Below are 17,216 nucleotides of genomic sequence, written 5' to 3' on the forward strand. Positions count from 1 at the left end.
TTGTATATCGGCAGCAGTAGTGGCGATATAAGCGGCAAAAAAAAACCGAGGTCCCCACCCATGCCCCTGAGCACCCTGATCCAGCGTTCGAGCCAGCCCAGCCCTTCACTCGGTGAAGCACAGGCCCACGCCTTGCTGCGGTCGCATTATGACCTGCAAGGCCAGTTGCAGGCACTGGGCAGCCAACAGGATCTGAATTTCCGCGTCGACAGCGACCAGGGTCGGTTCGTGCTCAAGGCCTGCCACGGCAGCTACGCCGAAGTCGAGTTGCAAGCCCAGCATGCTGCGCTTGCGTACTTGCGCGAGCGTGGTGTGCCGGTGCCGCAGGTGCACCCATCGCGCGCTGGCGAGGCGCTGCTGGCCCTCGAAGTGGACGGCCAGCCCCTGCGGGTGCGCCTGCTCGGCTATATCGACGGCCAGCCACTGACCCGCCTCAAGCACTTGCCGCTGCGGGTGATGGCCGAGCTCGGCGCGCTTTGCGCCCAGGTCGACAAGGCCCTGGCCGATTTCGATCACCCTGGCCTTGAGCGCACCCTGCAATGGGACCCGCGCCATGCCCTGGCGCTGATCGAGCACCTGCTGCCGGTGCTCAAGGACGCCAGCCGCCGCGAACAGGTCGCCCGGCTTACCCGCCAGGCGGCGGACAAGCTGGCACCATTGGCCGGGCAACTGCCGACCCAAGCCGTGCACCTGGACATCACCGATGACAACGTGGTCTGGGCGCGCGATGCGCAGCGCCACTGGCAGGTGCAGGGGGTCATCGACTTCGGCGACCTGCTGCGCACCTGGCGCATCGCCGACCTGTCGGTGACCTGCTCGGCACTGCTGCATCATGCCGAGGGCGATCCGTTGCGTATCCTCCCGGCCGTTACTGCCTACCAGGCCGTCAACCCATTGCAGGACACCGAGCTGCGGGCGTTGTGGCCGCTGGTGCAACTGCGCGCCGCGGTGCTGGTGCTGAGCAGCGAGCAGCAACTGGCGGTCGACCCGGACAACCAGTACACCCGTGACAACATCGCCCACGAGTGGGAGATCTTCGACACCGCCTGCGCCGTGCCCGCCGCGTTGATGGAGGCAGCGATCCTCCACGCCGCCGGCAAGGCACCGGCCGGCCACGACTTCAGCGGCTGCCTGCCGTTGCTGCCGGAGCTGGTCGGGCAATCCGTCAAGCGGGTCGACCTCGGCGTACTGAGCCCCCATGGCGAGGCCGGCAATTGGCAACAGCAGGGCTTCGACCAGCGCGTGCTGGTGGCAGAGCGCGCACCCGCGAGCAGCCTGCACGGCCAGTATCGCCTGTCCCAGACGCATATCGACCGCCCCGAGGAGCCGGCCACCTGCGCCCTGGGTGTGGAGCTGAACCTGGTGCCCGGCAGCGCGTTGCAAGCACCCGCCGAAGGCGTGTGGCAACGCCTGGGCGACAACCGTGGGTGCCTGCGCACGGCGCACTGGAGCCTGTGGCTCAACGGCCTGGAGGAGGCGCCGGCCGATGGCCAGGCGCTCGCCAAGGGCCAGGTGCTGGGTGCTACTTGCGGCTTCCTCAGTGTGCAGCTGTGCCTGGACGGCCAGTTGCAGCCGCCGTTCTTCGCCACCCCTTCGCAGTCCGCGGCCTGGCTCGCCCTGTGCCCGTCACCGCGCGCCCTGCTGGGCTTTGACTGTGACGCCGAACCGCTGGCCGACCCCCAGGCCCTGCTGGCCCGGCGTGACGCCAGCTTCGCGCGCTCGCAGAAGCACTACTATGCACAGCCGCCGCATATCGAACGCGGCTGGCGCAACTACCTGATCGACATGCAGGGCCGCTCGTACCTGGACATGCTCAACAACGTCGCGGTGCTGGGCCATGGCCACCCACGCATGGCCGCCGAGTCGGCGCGCCAGTGGTCGCTGGTCAACACCAACTCGCGCTTCCACTACGCCGCCATCGCCGAGTTTTCCGAACGCCTGCTGGAGGTGGCGCCGGAAGGTTTCGACCGGGTGTTCCTGGTGAACAGCGGCACTGAAGCCAACGACCTGGCGATTCGCCTGGCCTGGGCCTACAGCGGCGGGCGCGACCTGCTCAGCGTGCTCGAGGCCTATCACGGTTGGTCGGTGGCCACCGACGCCATCTCCACCTCCATCGCCGACAACCCCCAGGCCCTGGAAACCCGCCCGGATTGGGTGCACCCGGTGGAGGCGCCGAACACCTTCCGTGGCCGCTATCGCGGGCCAGACAGTGCGGGCGATTACCTGCGTGATGTCGATGCCAAGCTGGCCGCGATCGATGGCAGCGGCCGCCAACTCGCGGGGATGATCTGCGAGCCGGTGTATGGCAATGCTGGCGGTATCTCGTTGCCGCCAGGCTACCTGCGCGAGGCCTACGCCAAGGTACGGGCCCGTGGCGGGGTGTGCATCGCCGACGAGGTGCAGGTGGGGTATGGACGCCTGGGCGAGTACTTCTGGGGCTTCGAGGAGCAGGGCGTGGTGCCGGACATCATCACCATGGCCAAGGGCATGGGCAACGGCCAGCCGCTGGGCGCGGTGATCACCCGCCGGGAGATCGCCGAAGCGCTGGAGGCCGAGGGCTACTTCTTCTCCTCCGCGGGCGGCAGCCCGGTCAGTTGCCGCATCGGCATGGCGGTGCTGGAGGTGATGCGCGACGAGGGCTTGTGGGACAACGCCCGTGACGTAGGGCGGTACTTCAAGGCACGGTTGCAGGCGTTGGTCGATAAACATCCGCTTGCCGGCGCCGCCCATGGTTCGGGCTTCTACCTCGGGCTGGAACTGGTGCGCGACCGGCAGACCCTGGAGCCGGCCAGCGAAGAGACCATGCACCTGTGCGACCGCCTGCGCGAGCTGGGGATCTTCATGCAGCCCACTGGCGACTACTTGAACATCCTCAAGATCAAGCCACCGATGTGCACCACGCGGGCGAGCGTGGACTACTTTGTCGATAGCGTTGACCGGGTGCTGAGTGAAGGGCTTTGAAATCGATTGTTATCGGTTTATAGGCGTTCATTATGCGAAATCGGTATTCCTGGTGGCTTTAAAAGCGGATATATATCGGCTATAAATGTTCGCCATCAGCCCGTGGGACCGCTTTGCGGTCCTTTCGCGACGCAAGGCCGCTCCTACAGGAGGACGCGATTCCCTGTAGGAGCGGCCTTGTGCCGCGAAAGGTGCGCGCGGCGCGCCCCGCCCTTTCGCCAGTTGTTTTCCAGAGGTCATCGATGAAAACCCTCAACACGACTCCCCGCGCCGACGGCTTCCACATGCCCGCCGAATGGGCCCCGCAGACCCAGGTGTGGATGGTCTGGCCGGAGCGCCCGGACAACTGGCGCCTGGGCGGCAAGCCGGCGCAGGCCGCGCACGTGACCCTGGCCAAGGCCATCGCCCGCTTCGAGCCGGTTACCGTGGCGGTGTCCGCCGGCCAGTACGAGAACGCCCGTCGCCAGCTCGATGTAGCCAACATCCGCGTGGTTGAGATCAGCAACGACGACGCCTGGGTGCGCGACACCGGCCCGACCTTCGTGATCAACGACCAGGGTGAGGTGCGTGGCGTGGATTGGGGCTTCAACGCCTGGGGTGGTTTCGACGGCGGCCTGTACGCGCCGTGGAACCGTGACGAGGAACTGGCCGCCAAGGTCATGGAGATGGAGCGCGTACAGCGCTACCACACCGAAGGCTTCGTGCTCGAAGGTGGTTCGATCCACGTCGACGGCGAAGGCACCCTGATCACCACCGAAGAGTGCCTGCTCAACCGTAACCGCAACCCGCACCTGAACCGCGAGCAGATCGAGGAGATCCTGCGCGAGCACCTGGCGGTCGAGACCATCGTGTGGCTGCCGGATGGCCTGTACAACGACGAGACCGACGGCCACGTCGACAACTTCTGCTGTTACGTCAGCCCAGGTGAAGTGTTACTGGCCTGGACCGATGATCCCCAGGACCCCAACTACGCCCGCTGCCACGCCGCCTTCGATGTGCTGAAAAACAGCCGCGATGCCAAGGGCCGCGAGTTCGTGGTGCACAAGATGCCGATCCCGGGCCCGCTGTTCGCCACCGAGCAAGAGTGTGCCGGGGTCGATCACGTGGCCGGCAGCCAGGAGCGCGACCCGTCGGTGCGCCTGGCGGGCTCCTATGTGAACTTCCTGATCGTCAACGGCGGCATCATCGCCCCGAGCTTCGACGACCCCGCCGATGCGCAGGCCAGAGCCATCCTGGCCAAGGTCTTCCCGGACCATGAAGTGGTGATGATCCCCGGTCGCGAGCTGCTGCTTGGTGGCGGCAACATCCACTGCCTTACCCAGCAGCAACCGGCGCCGTTCAAGCGCTGATCCTTGGCTGAACAGAAGAGCCCGTCACCTGACGGGCTTTTTTGTGCCTGGCGACGGCCGGCGGCGGCAAATGGCATACGTCTTGTATTGTTTTTTCATTGTGTTTCAGAGAGATAGCGCTTAGCTGTTCTGTAACAATCATTACGTAAGTTAGCCGCTCACGGGCCCAGGGAGTGCGTGTGGAAATGAATGCAGCAAGTGAGTCGGCTAGGCCCCCATCGGCAGTTAATCACCAATCGCTCAAAATCTTGGCGCAGTGGTTGAAACACCATGGAAGCATCCGGGTCAGGAAGACCGACCCACGACGTCTGCTGGACGGGCGATACCCTCAGGGGCTGATCAGCGATGCAGAGCTTGAAGCGCTGCTGGCTGTGTGGCACTGACGCGGGAAGGAACCTGTCGCAACGAAAAACGCCACCGCAATTGCGGTGGCGTTTTCATTGGTGGGCCAGCGAACAACCCGTAGGAGCCAGCCTTGCTGGCGAAGCAGGCGACGCGGTGGATGGCACCGCGCCGAGATAACTGCTTGCGAAAGGCCTGATCAGAAGCTGTAAGAAGCTGTCACCACCAGGCTGCGCGGGTCGCCGTACTGGATCTGCGCCGCGCTGGTCGCCGAGTCGTAGTAGGTCTTGTCGGTGATGTTCTTCAGCGCCGCGCGCACGTCCCAGTCATGGGTGCGGTAGCCGGCCAGGGCGTCCCAGCGGCCATAGCCCGGCAGGATCACGGTGTTCTGGTTGTCGGCGTAGCGGTCACCCACCAGCGTCAGGCCGGTCTCGGCGTACCAGCCCAGCTCCGGTTTCCAGGTCACGAACAGGCTGGCGTTGCGTCGGGCCACGTCGTTGATGCGGTTGCCTTCCTGGCCGTTGTTGTCCTCGACGATCTTGGCGTCCTGCAGGCCGATGCCGCCGCGCACATACCAGTTGCCCACGACATTGCCGGTGGCGGTCAGCTCGATCCCGCGCGAGCGCTGCAGGCCGGTGGTCAGGGTGATGTTCGGGTCGTTCGGGTCGCGGGTGCGGCGGTTGTACAGCTCCAGCTCATACAGCGCCAGGGTGGTGGTCAGGCGCTCGTCGAACCAGTCGCTCTTGACCCCGATTTCCTTCTGCCGGGTCAGCTCCGGATCGGTCTCGTTGGTATTGCCGGCCGCACCCGGGGTGATGCCGATCAGGCCGCCACCGACGGGCGAGAAGGTCTTGCTCCAGGAGGCGTAGAAGGAGTGGTCGCGCCAGGGGGTGTAGACCACGCCCAAGCGTGGGCTGAAGCTGTTGTCGTCCTGCTTTTCGGAGAGGTTGCGCAGCTTGTTGGTGGTTTCCACCTCGAACTGGTCGAAACGCACGCCGGCGAGGATCTGCCACTGGTCGTTCAGGCGGATCTGGTCCTGCAGGTAGACGCCACGGCTCTCGACCACCGTGTGGTTGTTGCTCGACACCGCCATGCGGCCGTTGTGCTGCAGGTTGCGGTTGGGGCTGTACAGGTTCAGGGCCGGTACCGGGCGGGCACCAGGGCCGGAGGTAGCGGCGTTGTACAGCGTCGGGTCGCGGCGCTGGCTGCCGAACTCCAGGCCCACCAGCAACTTGTGCTCCAGGCCCCAGGTGCTGACATCGCCCTCGGCTTCGAGGTTGTTGAACAGGTTGCGGGTGTTCAGGTCCTGCTGCCAGCGCTGGCGGGTAACCAGGTTGGTGCGCGGGTTGTAGGCGGTCTGGTAGGTGTTGTCGAACTCGCTGTCGAGCTTGAACAGGCCCAGGGTGTGGCGCAGTTGCCAGTTGTCGCTGAGCTGGTAGTTCAGGCGCGAGCGCAGCGACTGGGCACGGTCGTCGATGTAGTCGCGCTGGGTGTCGCCATAGGTGGCGCTGCGGCTGACGTCCGCCGGGCGCCCGGTCAACGGGTTGCCGGGGATGCCACGGTCCGGGGTGCGGTTGTAGCGGCTGTACTCGTACTGCACCAGCCAGTTGAGGTCGGGGTTCAACTGCCAGCTCATGGACGGGGCGAACAGCTGGCGGTTGCCGTCCACGCCATGGCGGAAGCTGTTGCTGTCCTCGTTGCCCATGTTCAGGCGCAGGCTGATGTTGTCGCTGGGGTCGGCGCTGAGGTCGGCGTACAGGCTGCGCAGGTCTTCGCTACCACCGCGAGCCTCGATGGTGGAGCGGCGGCCATGCTCGGGGGCCTTGCTCACCCGGTTGACGATGCCGCCCTGGCTGCCACGGCCATACAGCACCGCTGCTGGGCCCTTGAGCACCTCGACCCGCTCGATGTTGTGCAGGTCGCGCACGTACTGGCTGTCGTCGCGCACACCGTCCAGGTAAAAGTCGTTGCTGGCCTCGAAGCCACGGATGCGCACGCTGTCGAAACGCGTGTCGGCGCCGCTGCTGACGTTGGGGATGCCTTCCAGCGCTTCGCCCAGGGTGCTGCTGCCATAGTCCAGCACATTGCTGGTCTTCACCGTGTCGATGGCCTGGGGCACGTAGCGCACCGGGGTCGAGGTGCGGGTGGCGGTGCTGACTTCACGTACGCGGGGGTTGTCTTCCTCGCGTTCGCTGTCGGCGGTGACCGCGGTTTCCGGCAGGGTGGTGGTGGCGGCGCTGGCCAGGCCGGCGCTGAATAACAGCGACAGGCCCAGGGTCAGGGGCGAGAGGCGACTGGGGGCAAGCATTGCAGACATCCAGGTAGGCAAGTGAGAAATAGGGCGCGAATGGTAATGCTTGCTATTTACTATTGCTTGCCTATTCGTAAAGGCTTGTCTTTACATATGTATCACTTTGTAACTAGGTCTTTCAGAAGGGGGAGCCCTTTGTGCAGGTGCGGCGCATTCGCCGGCAAGGCCGGCTCCTACGGGCGTTATGAGCGGCGATGGGCCATGCAGCCGGTGATCAGTGGGTGAACATGACAGCCATGTGTCGGCCACTGAATTTTCATTAAAGAGACAAAATTGCGCAGGCAGAGGGCAAAAGGGCATGGAAATGCACTGCACTGGCGCAAATTTTTGGTTATATCGACCTGCATTTCACGATTTTTTGACATGTATAAGCAGGCAGGGCTAGGATTCGGCCTCTACGCCTGCTGGCCATGACTTGGCCATGGGGCTGCAAGGCCCGCCGCAGAGCAACTGCGGGCCTTCCGGCTGGATCCGCATAGCGTCGAACCTACGAAGGGGCGTTGGTTCTGGGCGTTCGAATGCAGCGCGTTTTTGATTAAGAAATAAGGAAAATAACATGTTGAAAACCAGGATCAGCCTGGTCGCCCTGGCGATGATCGCCGCGACCCAGGCACAGGCCAACGAGCAGGCCGAAAGCAAGGGCTTCATCGAGGACAGCCACGCCAACGTCCTTCTGCGCAACGCCTACATCAACCGTGACAAGAAGCACGGCACCGATGACCAGATCGAATGGGGCCAGGCCTTCATCGGTAACTTCTCTTCCGGCTTCACCCAAGGCACCGTGGGTGTCGGCGTCGACGCCTTCGGCCTGTACGCCGTGCGTCTGGACGGCGGCAAAGGCCACAACGGTGGCGGTGGCGTCGACTTCTTCAAGCCGCACAACACCAAGAACGCCGACGGCAACGCCAGCAGCCCGCACGACCTGGCTCGCGCCGGCGCTGCCGTGAAGTTCCGCATCTCCAACACCGTGCTCAAGTACGGTGACCAGATGCCGGTCCTGCCGGTCCTGAACTACGACGACGGCCGCCTGCTGCCAGAAAGCTTCACCGGCACCCTGATCACCTCCAAAGAGATCAAGGGCCTGGAGCTGAACGCCGGTCGCTTCACCCAGGAAGCCCGCAAGAGCGCCGAAGGGCGTGACAGCGGCGGCCTGAAGTCGATCAACGTGTTCGGCGGCAGCTACAAGTTCACCGACAACTTCACCGCTGCGCTGTACACCGCAGACAACGAAGACGTCATGAAGAAGCACTACCTGGGCTTGAACTACGTCTTCCCGATCGCCAGCGACCAGTCCCTGACCCTGGACTTCAACGGCTACAAGTCGGACATCGACAGCAAGTTCGTGCGCAGCGCCGAACTGACCGGCGACTCCAACACCATCTGGAGCCTGGCAGCCACCTACGCCTACGGCCCGCACTCGTTCACCCTGGCGCACCAGCGCAGCACCGGCAGCACCGGCTACAACTACAGCGGCTACCAGAGCGCGGGTGGTGTGGGTGACGGTGGTTCGACCATCTACCTGGCCAACTCCTACTGGTCCGACTTCAACGCTGAAGACGAGCGTTCCTGGCAGCTGGGCTACGGCCTGGACTTCGGCGCCTTCGGCGTACCGGGCCTGACCTACAAGCTCGCCTATGTAGTGGGTGACAACATCAACACCCGCACCGTGGGCACCCCGCAAGGCTTCGGCGAGGGCAAGGAGCGCGAGATCTTCAACCAGATCCGCTACGTCGTCCAGGAAGGCCCGGCCAAGGACCTGTCGATCAAGCTGCGCAGCTCGTTCCTGCGCACCAACAACGCAGTCCAGAGCAGCGGCTACAACGACGACGGCAACGAAGTCCGCGTATTCGTCGAGTACCCGATCAGCATCTTCTGATCCTGATCCCGCGTCACCCGCAGCCCCGGCCTATGCCGGGGCTGTTTCTTTGCGGCGTACGGCCGGCGCGGTCGGCGTCACCTCGATTTCTCCCGTCTCAGGCGCGAAGCTGTCACTGCGCGCCATGCGCCACATCCGTGCATAGAACGCGTTGTCGATGGCGCCACCGAGCAACTCCCCCGGTTTGAGGAAGGTGTGCAGCTGCGAGAACAGGCTGATCTCGCTGGGGCTGATGCGCCGCGCCAGGTGCTTGGGCTTGAGCTCACTTGGGTGGTCAAGGCCGGCGGCAGCGAGCATCTCGGCCAGGGCATGCAGGGTGTTGCAGTGGAAGCTGGCGACCCGTTCGGCCTTTTCCGGCACCACCAGCGCACGCTGGCGCAGCGGGTCCTGGGTGGCCACGCCGGTCGGGCATTTGTTGGTGTGGCAGCTCTGCGACTGGATGCAGCCAATGGCGAACATGAAACCGCGCGCCGAATTCACCCAGTCGGCGCCGATGGCCAGCACGCTGGCGATATCGAAGGCGCTGACGAGCTTGCCCGCAGCGCCAATGCGAATGTGCTGGCGCAGGTTCAGCCCCACCAGGGTGTTGTGCACGAACATCAGCCCTTCGCGCAGCGGCACGCCCATGTTGTCGGAAAACTCCCGGGGCGCGGCGCCGGTGCCGCCTTCCTTGCCGTCGACGACGATGAAGTCCGGGGTGATGCCGGTGGCCAGCATGGCCTTGGCGATGCCCATGAACTCCCACGGGTGGCCCAGGCAGAACTTGAAGCCCACCGGCTTGCCACCGGCCAGCTCGCGCAGCCGGGCAACGAACCGCAGCAGTTCTTCCGGGGTGCTGAAGGCGCTGTGCGCGGCCGGCGAGATGCAGTCCTGACCCTCACGCACGCCACGGGTAGTGGCAATTTCGGCGCTGACCTTGTGCCCCGGCAGGATGCCACCGTGCCCTGGCTTGGCGCCCTGGCTGAGCTTGATTTCGATCATCTTCACCTGGCCGTCGCGGGCCTGCACGGCGAAGCGCTCGGGGTCGAACTGGCCACCCTCGGTGCGGCAGCCGAAGTAGCCACTGCCGATTTCCCAGATCAGGTCGCCGCCGTGCTTGCGGTGGTAGGGGCTGATGCTGCCTTCGCCTGTGTCATGGGCGAAGCGGCCCAGACGTGCGCCTTTGTTCAACGCGGCGATGGCGTTGGCGCTGAGTGCGCCGAAGCTCATCGCCGAGATGTTGAAGATCGAGGCCGAGTAGGGTTGGGTGCACTGCGGGCCGCCGATGCGGATACGGAACGACGCCGGGTCGGCCATCGGTACCGGCAGCATCGAATGGCTGATGAATTCGAAGCCGGGTTTGTAGGCATCGTTCAAGGTGCCAAAGGCCTTTTCGGCACTCTCGTTCTTGGCCCGGGCGTAGACCAGCGAGCGCTGGGCGCGGGAGAACGGCAGCTTGTCGTCGTCGCCCTCGATCAGGTACTGGCGGATCTCGGGGCGGATGGTCTCGATCAGGTAGCGGATATTGCCCAGGATCGGGTAGTTGCGGCGCACTGCGTGGTGGCTCTGGCGCAGGTCGTTGAGGCCGACCAGGCTGAGCAGGGCGGTGACCAGGGTGAACGGCCACAGCCAAGGGTGTGTGGTCAGTAGCGGCAGGCTGGCGGCAGTGAAGACAAGGCACAGGGCCAGGCAGGCGTAACGGCTGGGGAGAGAGGCTTTCATGGATCCATCGCAGGCGGGATGACCCGGTCTAGGATAGGCAAAGCCCGCCTGCGGAAAACCTGAGGTTTCAGTAAAAGACTGTTACCTGCACCCAGGGTTGTAAACCCGTAGGAGCCGGCCTTGCCGGCGAAGAGGCCGGCAAACTCAGCGAAAACTCCAGCCCGCCACGCAAGATCCCGCATCACTTCTCCCCAGGTTTGGCCGGGCAAGCTGTCCATACTCCTTCCTCGGTCCCCCCGTATCAGCCTGGTGGGTATGGTGTTGATAATCTTGCTTCGGTGGTTATACTAACCACCGCTGCGACTTGCCCAAGGAAGGGTCATGAACAGCCGTGAAATGATTTCGGTGATCGAAGCCGATGGTTGGTACCTGGTGCGTTCCAAGGGCAGCCACCACCACTTCAAGCACCCCCACAAGAGCGGCCTGGTAACCATCCCGCACCCGAAGAAGGATCTGCTGCCCGCCACGGCGGCCAGCATCTTGCGCCAGGCGCGGATCGGTTATGCCAGCTGACCAGGAGAGCCAACACCATGTTGTTTCCCATCGCCATCCTTGCCGGTGACGAGCAGCACGCCTGGGGCGTGGAAGTACCGGATATCCCCGGCTGCTTCTCGGCCGGCGAAGACCTCGACCACGCCATCGCCATGGCGCGCGAGGCGATCGAGGGCCATCTCGAACTGCTCGCCCAGGACCAACAGGAGATCCCCAAGGCCAGCAAGGTGACCGTGCATGCAGCCAATCCGGCCTTTGCCGGCTGCACCTGGGCGCTGATCGATATCGACATCACCCGTTATCTGGGCAAGGCCGAGAAGCTCAACATCACCCTGCCGGCCTACCTGCTCACCCGCATCGACAGCTACGTGCAGAGCCACCCCGAGCACAAGAGCCGTTCGGGGTTCCTGGCCGAAGCCGCCTTGAGGATCCTCCAGGGCGAGTGCAAGTAACGCCTTGACCCTAGCCGTAAGCGAACGGAGCGGTTACCGCTGCCAGTACTTCAGCTGCCCGAGCGGGCGCTACCAAGGCTCAGCAAGTAGCCCTGGTTACGGATAGTGAGGATCTGCGCACCGGCGGCAGGTGCGCGGCGCAATTGCTGGCGCAGGCGGCTGATGCACATGTCCACCGAGCGGTCGTCCGGCAGATGGTCGCGACCGAATGCGCTGCGGGTCAGCTGATCACGTGACACCACGCGGCTATCGGCCTGCAGCAGCTCACACAGCACGCGGCAGTCGGAGCGGGGCAGGGGCTGCGATTGACCATCGGGGCGAGTCAGCAGGTGCTTGATCGGGTCCAGGCTGAAGCCGGCGAAAATCAGGGGTTCTTCATCGAGCACCACCTGTTCTTCCCGGGCAGCGGCGAGCGTCTTGTAGCCGGTATCGGTCAGGGAGTTGCAAAGAGGTTCACGGTTATCGTCATCATCGTCGACGACCAGCAGGGTCATGCTCATCGCTGTGGGGTACCTGTGCAGAGGGAGCTTCACTGCTCATTTCGATCGATTGCCTCCCCATACATACCGTCCATGGAACCGACGGGGCGAATACGGGTTATCGTAACAAAATATCAACTGCAAATACGAAATATTCCCACTTATGGTAGAGCGCATCTGCGCCTCAATCTGCCCATGGCGCGCCGGTGAGCCCGTGGGAGCAACTGTCATGCGCATGAATCTGTAGGAGCGGCCTTGTGTCGCGAAAGGGGTGCGCAGCGCCCCCAGGATCTCGAGTACGTCCAAGATCGCCGGGGCCGCTTTGCGGCCCATTCCGACCGGTCCGGCGCCCCGGCATGGCCGCTCCTACAGTGCACGTGCAAACCCATAGGAGGTGGAGTCGGCTTGCCGGCGATGGGCTGCGAAGCAGCCCCAGCGCAGGCCGGGTGGTACACGTCGCAGCCACGGTAGACCCGTTCGGTACGGCCGGAGCTGATCGGGACCAACTCCGCTAGCTGATCGGCCCGGGAGCCTGCACCTGCTTCATCAGGTCGTCGTTCCACTGCCCTTCAACCTGCACATGCGCCGCCGCGCCCAGCATCACTGCCTCGATCAGGTTGTGGTTGAGGTAGGTGTACAGGCCGGGCTGGCGGAAGGTGTACAGCGCCGCGCCCGCCGCCCCGCCGGGGATGAACCAGGTTTCCAGGTTGCGTTGCGGCGGGTTGGCGAACTTGCCCGAGGCCCACACGTAGTCGCCGTGCCCGCCGATCAAGTGCGGGCGAGTGTCACGGTTGGCTTGCGAGTGGACGATCAGCACGGTCTCGCCCACCTTGGCGGTCAATGCCTGCTTGCCGGTCAGGGCACCGACACTGCCGTTGAACACCACATGGCTCGGCACCAGCCCCTTCATCAGCTGGCTCATGTCGCCAAAGCTGGCCATGGGCGTGGCATAGCGCTTGAACTTGCCGTCCTGGTCACGGGGGATGTAGTAGTCCTGCTCGCCGATGTACCAGACCTTGTCGTAGTGCAGCGCATGGCCCTCGCCATCCTTGAGGCCGTCACGCGGCAGCACCATGATCGCGCCGTTCATGCCGCACACCACATGCCAGGGGATCATCGCCCCGCCGGGGGCGCAGTGGTACACGAACACACCCGCGCGGTCGGCCTTGAAGCGCAGCTGCACCTGCTGGCCTGGTTGCACATGGGTCAGCTCGCCGCCACCCAAGGCGCCGGTTGAAGCGTGGAAGTCGATGTTGTGCATCATGCTGTTGCTGGGTGGGTTGACCAGGGTGAGTTCCACGTAGTCACCCTCGTGGACCACCATCAGCGGGCCGGGCACCGAGCCGTTGAACGTCATGGCGTGGATATAGGCGCCGGCGGTGTCGACGGCCAGCTCCTTCTCCTCGATGACCAGACGAAACTCGACGATCCGTGGCCCGCCGGGAGCGCGCTGGCTGTGGGCATGGACTTGGGGCGGCGCTACCAGCTCGACCTTGACCCGTTCCAGCCGAGCCATATCCACCGGTGCCGGTTGCGCGGCATGCGCCTGGCCGCCGACGAACACGCTGCCGCCGACGCCCAGCAACAAACCGCCGGCGAGGATGCCACGGCGGGTCAGGGCCAAGCCTTCTTGCTCACTCATGGGACTTCTCCTTAAGTCGACGAAAGCCGTCGGTGCAGGAATACCCCTTTCACAAGCAGGGTTTATTGAGCGAAAACAACAATTGCAGCGGGCGATCCCGCGTTGTGATGGCGCAGAGCTACTCTGTGTGCACGGGCTGCTGCTGGCAGCGATCAGGGAGCACAGGGATTGAGCCGGTTCGTCAGTTTCGAGGTGAGCAACCATCGCCAGTATGTGATCAGCGTCGATCACATCATCGCCCTCTATCCGCTGGCCCAGGAGCGGAGCTTCTTCAAGGGGGGGATTGTCTTGATCAATGGGTTGGGCAAGGAGGGCAAGCATGTGGCGCTGGAGCTCAGCGGGCCGGAGATCAGGAAGTTGCAGAAGGCGTTGTTGCAGGAGTGAGTCAGGCGGCTGGAAACGAAAAAGCCCCGACCGAAGTCGAGGCTTTTTGAATATGGTGCGGCACCAGGAGTCGAAAAAATAACTAAGCTCATGATTCCTAGATGTTAATTTTACTTATTCTAGAGTGGCTATCCCTAAAAGTATCCTTTGGCACCCGTATGGCATTGGGCAGGCGTAAGGAGAGTAAACTTAAGACCAATTAGCCTAGTTTTAAGTAGCGTCCTATAAATAATGCATCAAGCGTAGATGAAGGTGCTATATAACATTACCTTGCTGTATCTCTTGAAGCATGAATAGCGCTTTAGTTGCGTAGGGGTCAGCAGGTTCTGCTTGCAACCAAAAATTCACTTTTCCAATCAGCGAGTCAATATAAAAAGGTTTTCTGATTTTCTTTTTTGATAAATGCGATTGATAACCGTACTTTCGAATAAAGTGCAACTCTTTTTTTAGGTCGCGCTTAAAGCTTCTCGGTACGCATATTGATTCACCGGCAACAGATAGGCCTGTGACAATTTTCTGGTTTCTGGCTATTTGCAGCCTGGTTTTAGCAGTATTAACTCTTAAACCAAAGTCGGATATGATTGAGTCTACAATGCCAATAACGCTATGAGGGATGTATTCGCCAGAAAATGTCAGGTCGTCAGCATAGCGCGTATAGCTCATGTTGTAGCTTTTAGCGAGGTTAGAAAGCCTATGGTCCAAACTACGTAGTAATATGTTCGTTAGGTATGGGCTGGTCGACGCCCCTTGAACAAGAGAACCATTTTTACAGCATAAGGAGGCTAAATAAAATGCTACGTTGTCGGCATATCCAAGCTGGTTGAAAAAGTTTGCAACCCAGTCAATTTTAATTGAGGGGAAGAAGTTTTTTATGTCCATCTTCAATATGCATTTTTTATTTAAGTGCGCGGCAGCATTAGTGAAGATTGATTTGCCGGGCACGTAACCGTGAACGCAGGGGTGGACTGGTACGTTAAGTAAGATGTTTCTATATATCCAGTCTTGACAAATTAGCAAAGAAGGAAAAGGGCTGCATATCTCTCTTCGTCCGCCTAATCTTTTTTTAATGTGAAAAGTTCTGTAAAAAGAAGAGGTTGAGTTCACCATCGCACGAAAGCGAGTTTGATCAATACCTATCAGGCGAGACAAATGTTCGAACTCAAAGATTACAGGGACAGAGTTGCCCGCAAGAGTTCTGATGTAGTCCGAATAGACACCAATAAGCTCCTCAGAAACTCCACGTTTTCTGAAGTGATTTAGCCATTTTTTTATAAGTATGTCATTCATAAAAACCTGCAGAGGCTACCTTCTTTACTTTAGCTGCTTTGCTTTTGACTTTGTTTTACCCATCTGTAATTTCGCGCAGCGAAATTGCGGATGGGTGGGACCACGTCAAAACGCGAAGCGTTTTGTAAGTGTAGTAACTTCAGCACGCTTCATCGCTGAAGTTACTACAACTGGCTATCGGGAACCTTACCCGGGGAGCGACTACACTCCTACGTACTAGCCTCTGCAGGCGGCGCGATCATACTGTATTTTTATTTGGTTTGAAAGCGTTTTTTGCTTAGCAGATGAACATTAGGTATGTAATAGTCGTCTAAAAGCTTCGGGCGCAAAAAATGTGCAGGTGCATCGCGCCACTCCTTTTTCATAGAGACTAATCTGGGTAATGCTGCTTTAGCATTTATTTCGCCCGCTTCTGATAGGCGCGCTACACCCAGGTTCTCAACAACTAATTCAGATTTAAGAAGTCGGGCGTATCTTTCTAGGAAAAATTTTAGCGAAAACCTGCTTCTGCGGTAAATGGTGAATGGCTCTAAACCGTTTGATGACGCTAAGAGAATGTAAAGTAACTTCACATCGGCGAGTATGAGGTCACGTTCCACTTTAGGGTGAAAATTCATGCGTCCCCCATGGCTCTAATCATTAACACGTTCCGTTCTTTGCCGTTGCAATCAAATGCCCACCAAAAAACGGGGAAAACACTATTTGGGGTGTTTCCATCTTCTCGGTAGTATGCTGCTTGAGCATCATTGTAGCCGAGACTGGGCATTTCTCTGCCTTCATACTCTGTAGAAAGGTTGCCCTCAATAGCTCTCATTAAGTCGCGGTATTGAGCAGCATCCTCTAAAGAGTAATAATCATCAATGCCCTTCTTTATGAGTTTTTGTGCGGACATTTCAATGCCGGCAGAAGTAACTACTCCATAGCCAAGTTCGGTGGAAACTAATACTTTAACTGAAATAGAATAGTCAAGCACGCCAGCGTTTTTTAATTGAGTATGGATTGACCCAACCCTTCCTAGCACTGTTTGCCCCGAGCCAACAAACTCATCGATTAAAACTATGTGATTATGACCTGTTCTTTTGTATTGCTTATATACGGCTCCAAAATCATTAATTATCGCATGGCGTCGCCACTTTTTCTTTTCCATGATTGGCTTTAAAGTGTATGCGATAAGCTGTGAGCTGTCAGTTGCGGAGCCAGTACCCATTGCGGTTATTAATGTGGTGGATTCGCGGTCCGAATACTCGTTAATTATTTCGCTGGCTAGGCTTTCTATGAGTAAGTAGTTGTTCTCTCTATTTACATAAAGAAATTTATCTATTATTTCGGAGATGAGCTGCCTGGATGCATCGCACTGACATTCAGAAAATAGAACATGTTCAAGCTCATCTATCTTGTCTCCCAGCCATGGCTGAGCCCTGACTATGTTGAGCACAAAATTAAACTGTTCTTTTTTCATTGTCGTGCTGTTCGCCTGAACTGATCCCGCTTTCACAAGAGGTTGCATGATAGCCAGATATAATAATGGCTACAAGCCATTCAGCACAAGAATTTCTCTTTCAATACGCGGCAATGCTCTCAGGTAAGCGCAGATCATCACATGCTGCCCTCATCCGGATGTGGGGTGTGGTTGAAGGTGTTAGATATCCAGGCTATTCTGAGATGGTGTCCGGGCGCGGATTAAGTAGTGAAGTGAAGCTACAATTTGCTGGAAGCTTTTTTCTAAGTCGATTGCTCAAAAATTTATAATTTTATTATATTAATTTTGCACGTTGCGTCGTAATTTTTGATTTGGAGAGAGTTTGCGGAATTCTTTGATATTACTGATTGTATTGAAGATTTTAGTTTGCATATTTGACCGGTCCTAGTGCGCGTTAGCGTGTTTTTTTAGGGGCTAGCGCGTATTGGAGACGTATTTTGGTATCTTCATGAACGGCATG

The 17,216-nt window shown here is 60.1% G+C and carries 13 protein-coding genes; 6 read left to right on the forward strand and 7 right to left on the reverse strand.

The features are described from left to right. Positions 1 to 60: 60 nt before the first annotated feature. Both IX761_RS03590 and aguA read left to right on the forward strand, forming a co-directional pair. Positions 61 to 2,961, forward strand: a complete 2,901-nt coding sequence (locus IX761_RS03590) for an aminotransferase (RefSeq protein WP_194788261.1) — start codon at positions 61 to 63, stop codon at positions 2,959 to 2,961. A gap of 242 nt (positions 2,962 to 3,203) precedes the next feature. Continuing rightward, positions 3,204 to 4,310, forward strand: a complete 1,107-nt coding sequence (aguA, locus tag IX761_RS03595) for an agmatine deiminase (RefSeq protein ID WP_194788262.1) — start codon at positions 3,204 to 3,206, stop codon at positions 4,308 to 4,310. 541 nt (positions 4,311 to 4,851) lie between these two features. On the opposite strand, the gene IX761_RS03600 is transcribed toward aguA, so the two are convergent. Further along, on the reverse strand, positions 4,852 to 6,960 hold the full coding sequence (locus IX761_RS03600; RefSeq protein ID WP_194788263.1) for a TonB-dependent receptor: 2,109 nt from the start codon (positions 6,958 to 6,960) through the stop codon (positions 4,852 to 4,854). 559 nt (positions 6,961 to 7,519) lie between these two features. Between IX761_RS03600 and IX761_RS03605 the strand changes: the two genes are divergently transcribed. Beyond that, on the forward strand, positions 7,520 to 8,839 hold the full coding sequence (locus IX761_RS03605; protein ID WP_194788264.1) for an OprD family porin: 1,320 nt from the start codon (positions 7,520 to 7,522) through the stop codon (positions 8,837 to 8,839). A gap of 30 nt (positions 8,840 to 8,869) precedes the next feature. On the opposite strand, the gene IX761_RS03610 is transcribed toward IX761_RS03605, so the two are convergent. Continuing rightward, on the reverse strand, positions 8,870 to 10,540 hold the full coding sequence (locus IX761_RS03610) for an FMN-binding glutamate synthase family protein (protein WP_194788265.1): 1,671 nt from the start codon (positions 10,538 to 10,540) through the stop codon (positions 8,870 to 8,872). 321 nt (positions 10,541 to 10,861) lie between these two features. Between IX761_RS03610 and IX761_RS03615 the strand changes: the two genes are divergently transcribed. Then, the gene (locus tag IX761_RS03615) at positions 10,862 to 11,053 is read left to right on the forward strand and encodes a type II toxin-antitoxin system HicA family toxin (protein WP_194788266.1); all 192 of its coding nucleotides are present in this window, start codon (positions 10,862 to 10,864) and stop codon (positions 11,051 to 11,053) included. A gap of 17 nt (positions 11,054 to 11,070) precedes the next feature. Further along, positions 11,071 to 11,484 carry a type II toxin-antitoxin system HicB family antitoxin gene (locus IX761_RS03620; protein WP_194788267.1) on the forward strand — a complete coding sequence of 138 codons (414 nt, stop codon included), beginning with the start codon at positions 11,071 to 11,073 and terminating at the stop codon, positions 11,482 to 11,484. A gap of 50 nt (positions 11,485 to 11,534) precedes the next feature. On the opposite strand, the gene IX761_RS03625 is transcribed toward IX761_RS03620, so the two are convergent. Together IX761_RS03625 and nirK are read right to left on the reverse strand one after the other, a co-directional pair. Further along, positions 11,535 to 11,984 (reverse strand): winged helix-turn-helix domain-containing protein, encoded by a 450-nt coding sequence (locus IX761_RS03625; RefSeq protein ID WP_194788268.1) that lies wholly within the window; start codon positions 11,982 to 11,984, stop codon positions 11,535 to 11,537. 490 nt (positions 11,985 to 12,474) lie between these two features. Beyond that, the gene (nirK, locus tag IX761_RS03630) at positions 12,475 to 13,605 is read right to left on the reverse strand and encodes a copper-containing nitrite reductase (protein WP_194788269.1); all 1,131 of its coding nucleotides are present in this window, start codon (positions 13,603 to 13,605) and stop codon (positions 12,475 to 12,477) included. Between the two features lie 168 nt (positions 13,606 to 13,773). Here nirK and IX761_RS03635 point away from each other — a divergent pair, with 168 nt between their 5' ends. Then, positions 13,774 to 13,989, forward strand: coding sequence for a hypothetical protein (locus IX761_RS03635; RefSeq protein ID WP_194788270.1), 216 nt, complete (start codon positions 13,774 to 13,776; stop codon positions 13,987 to 13,989). Positions 13,990 to 14,244: 255 nt separating this feature from the next. Here IX761_RS03635 and IX761_RS03640 read toward each other — a convergent pair whose 3' ends face one another. The 3 genes from IX761_RS03640 to IX761_RS03650 form a co-directional block, all read right to left on the reverse strand. Next, positions 14,245 to 15,276 (reverse strand): reverse transcriptase family protein, encoded by a 1,032-nt coding sequence (locus IX761_RS03640; protein WP_194788271.1) that lies wholly within the window; start codon positions 15,274 to 15,276, stop codon positions 14,245 to 14,247. Positions 15,277 to 15,527: 251 nt separating this feature from the next. Continuing rightward, positions 15,528 to 15,893 carry a hypothetical protein gene (locus IX761_RS03645; protein ID WP_194788272.1) on the reverse strand — a complete coding sequence of 122 codons (366 nt, stop codon included), beginning with the start codon at positions 15,891 to 15,893 and terminating at the stop codon, positions 15,528 to 15,530. Further along, entirely contained in the window at positions 15,890 to 16,735 is an 846-nt protein-coding gene (locus tag IX761_RS03650; RefSeq protein WP_194788273.1) for a hypothetical protein, read from the reverse strand. The genes IX761_RS03645 and IX761_RS03650 overlap by 4 nt, the downstream gene beginning before the upstream one ends. Between the last annotated feature and the right edge of the window lie 481 nt (positions 16,736 to 17,216).

It is taken from the genome of Pseudomonas sp. UFMG81, assembly GCF_015354575.1.
In the GTDB taxonomy this organism is placed as follows: domain Bacteria; phylum Pseudomonadota; class Gammaproteobacteria; order Pseudomonadales; family Pseudomonadaceae; genus Aquipseudomonas.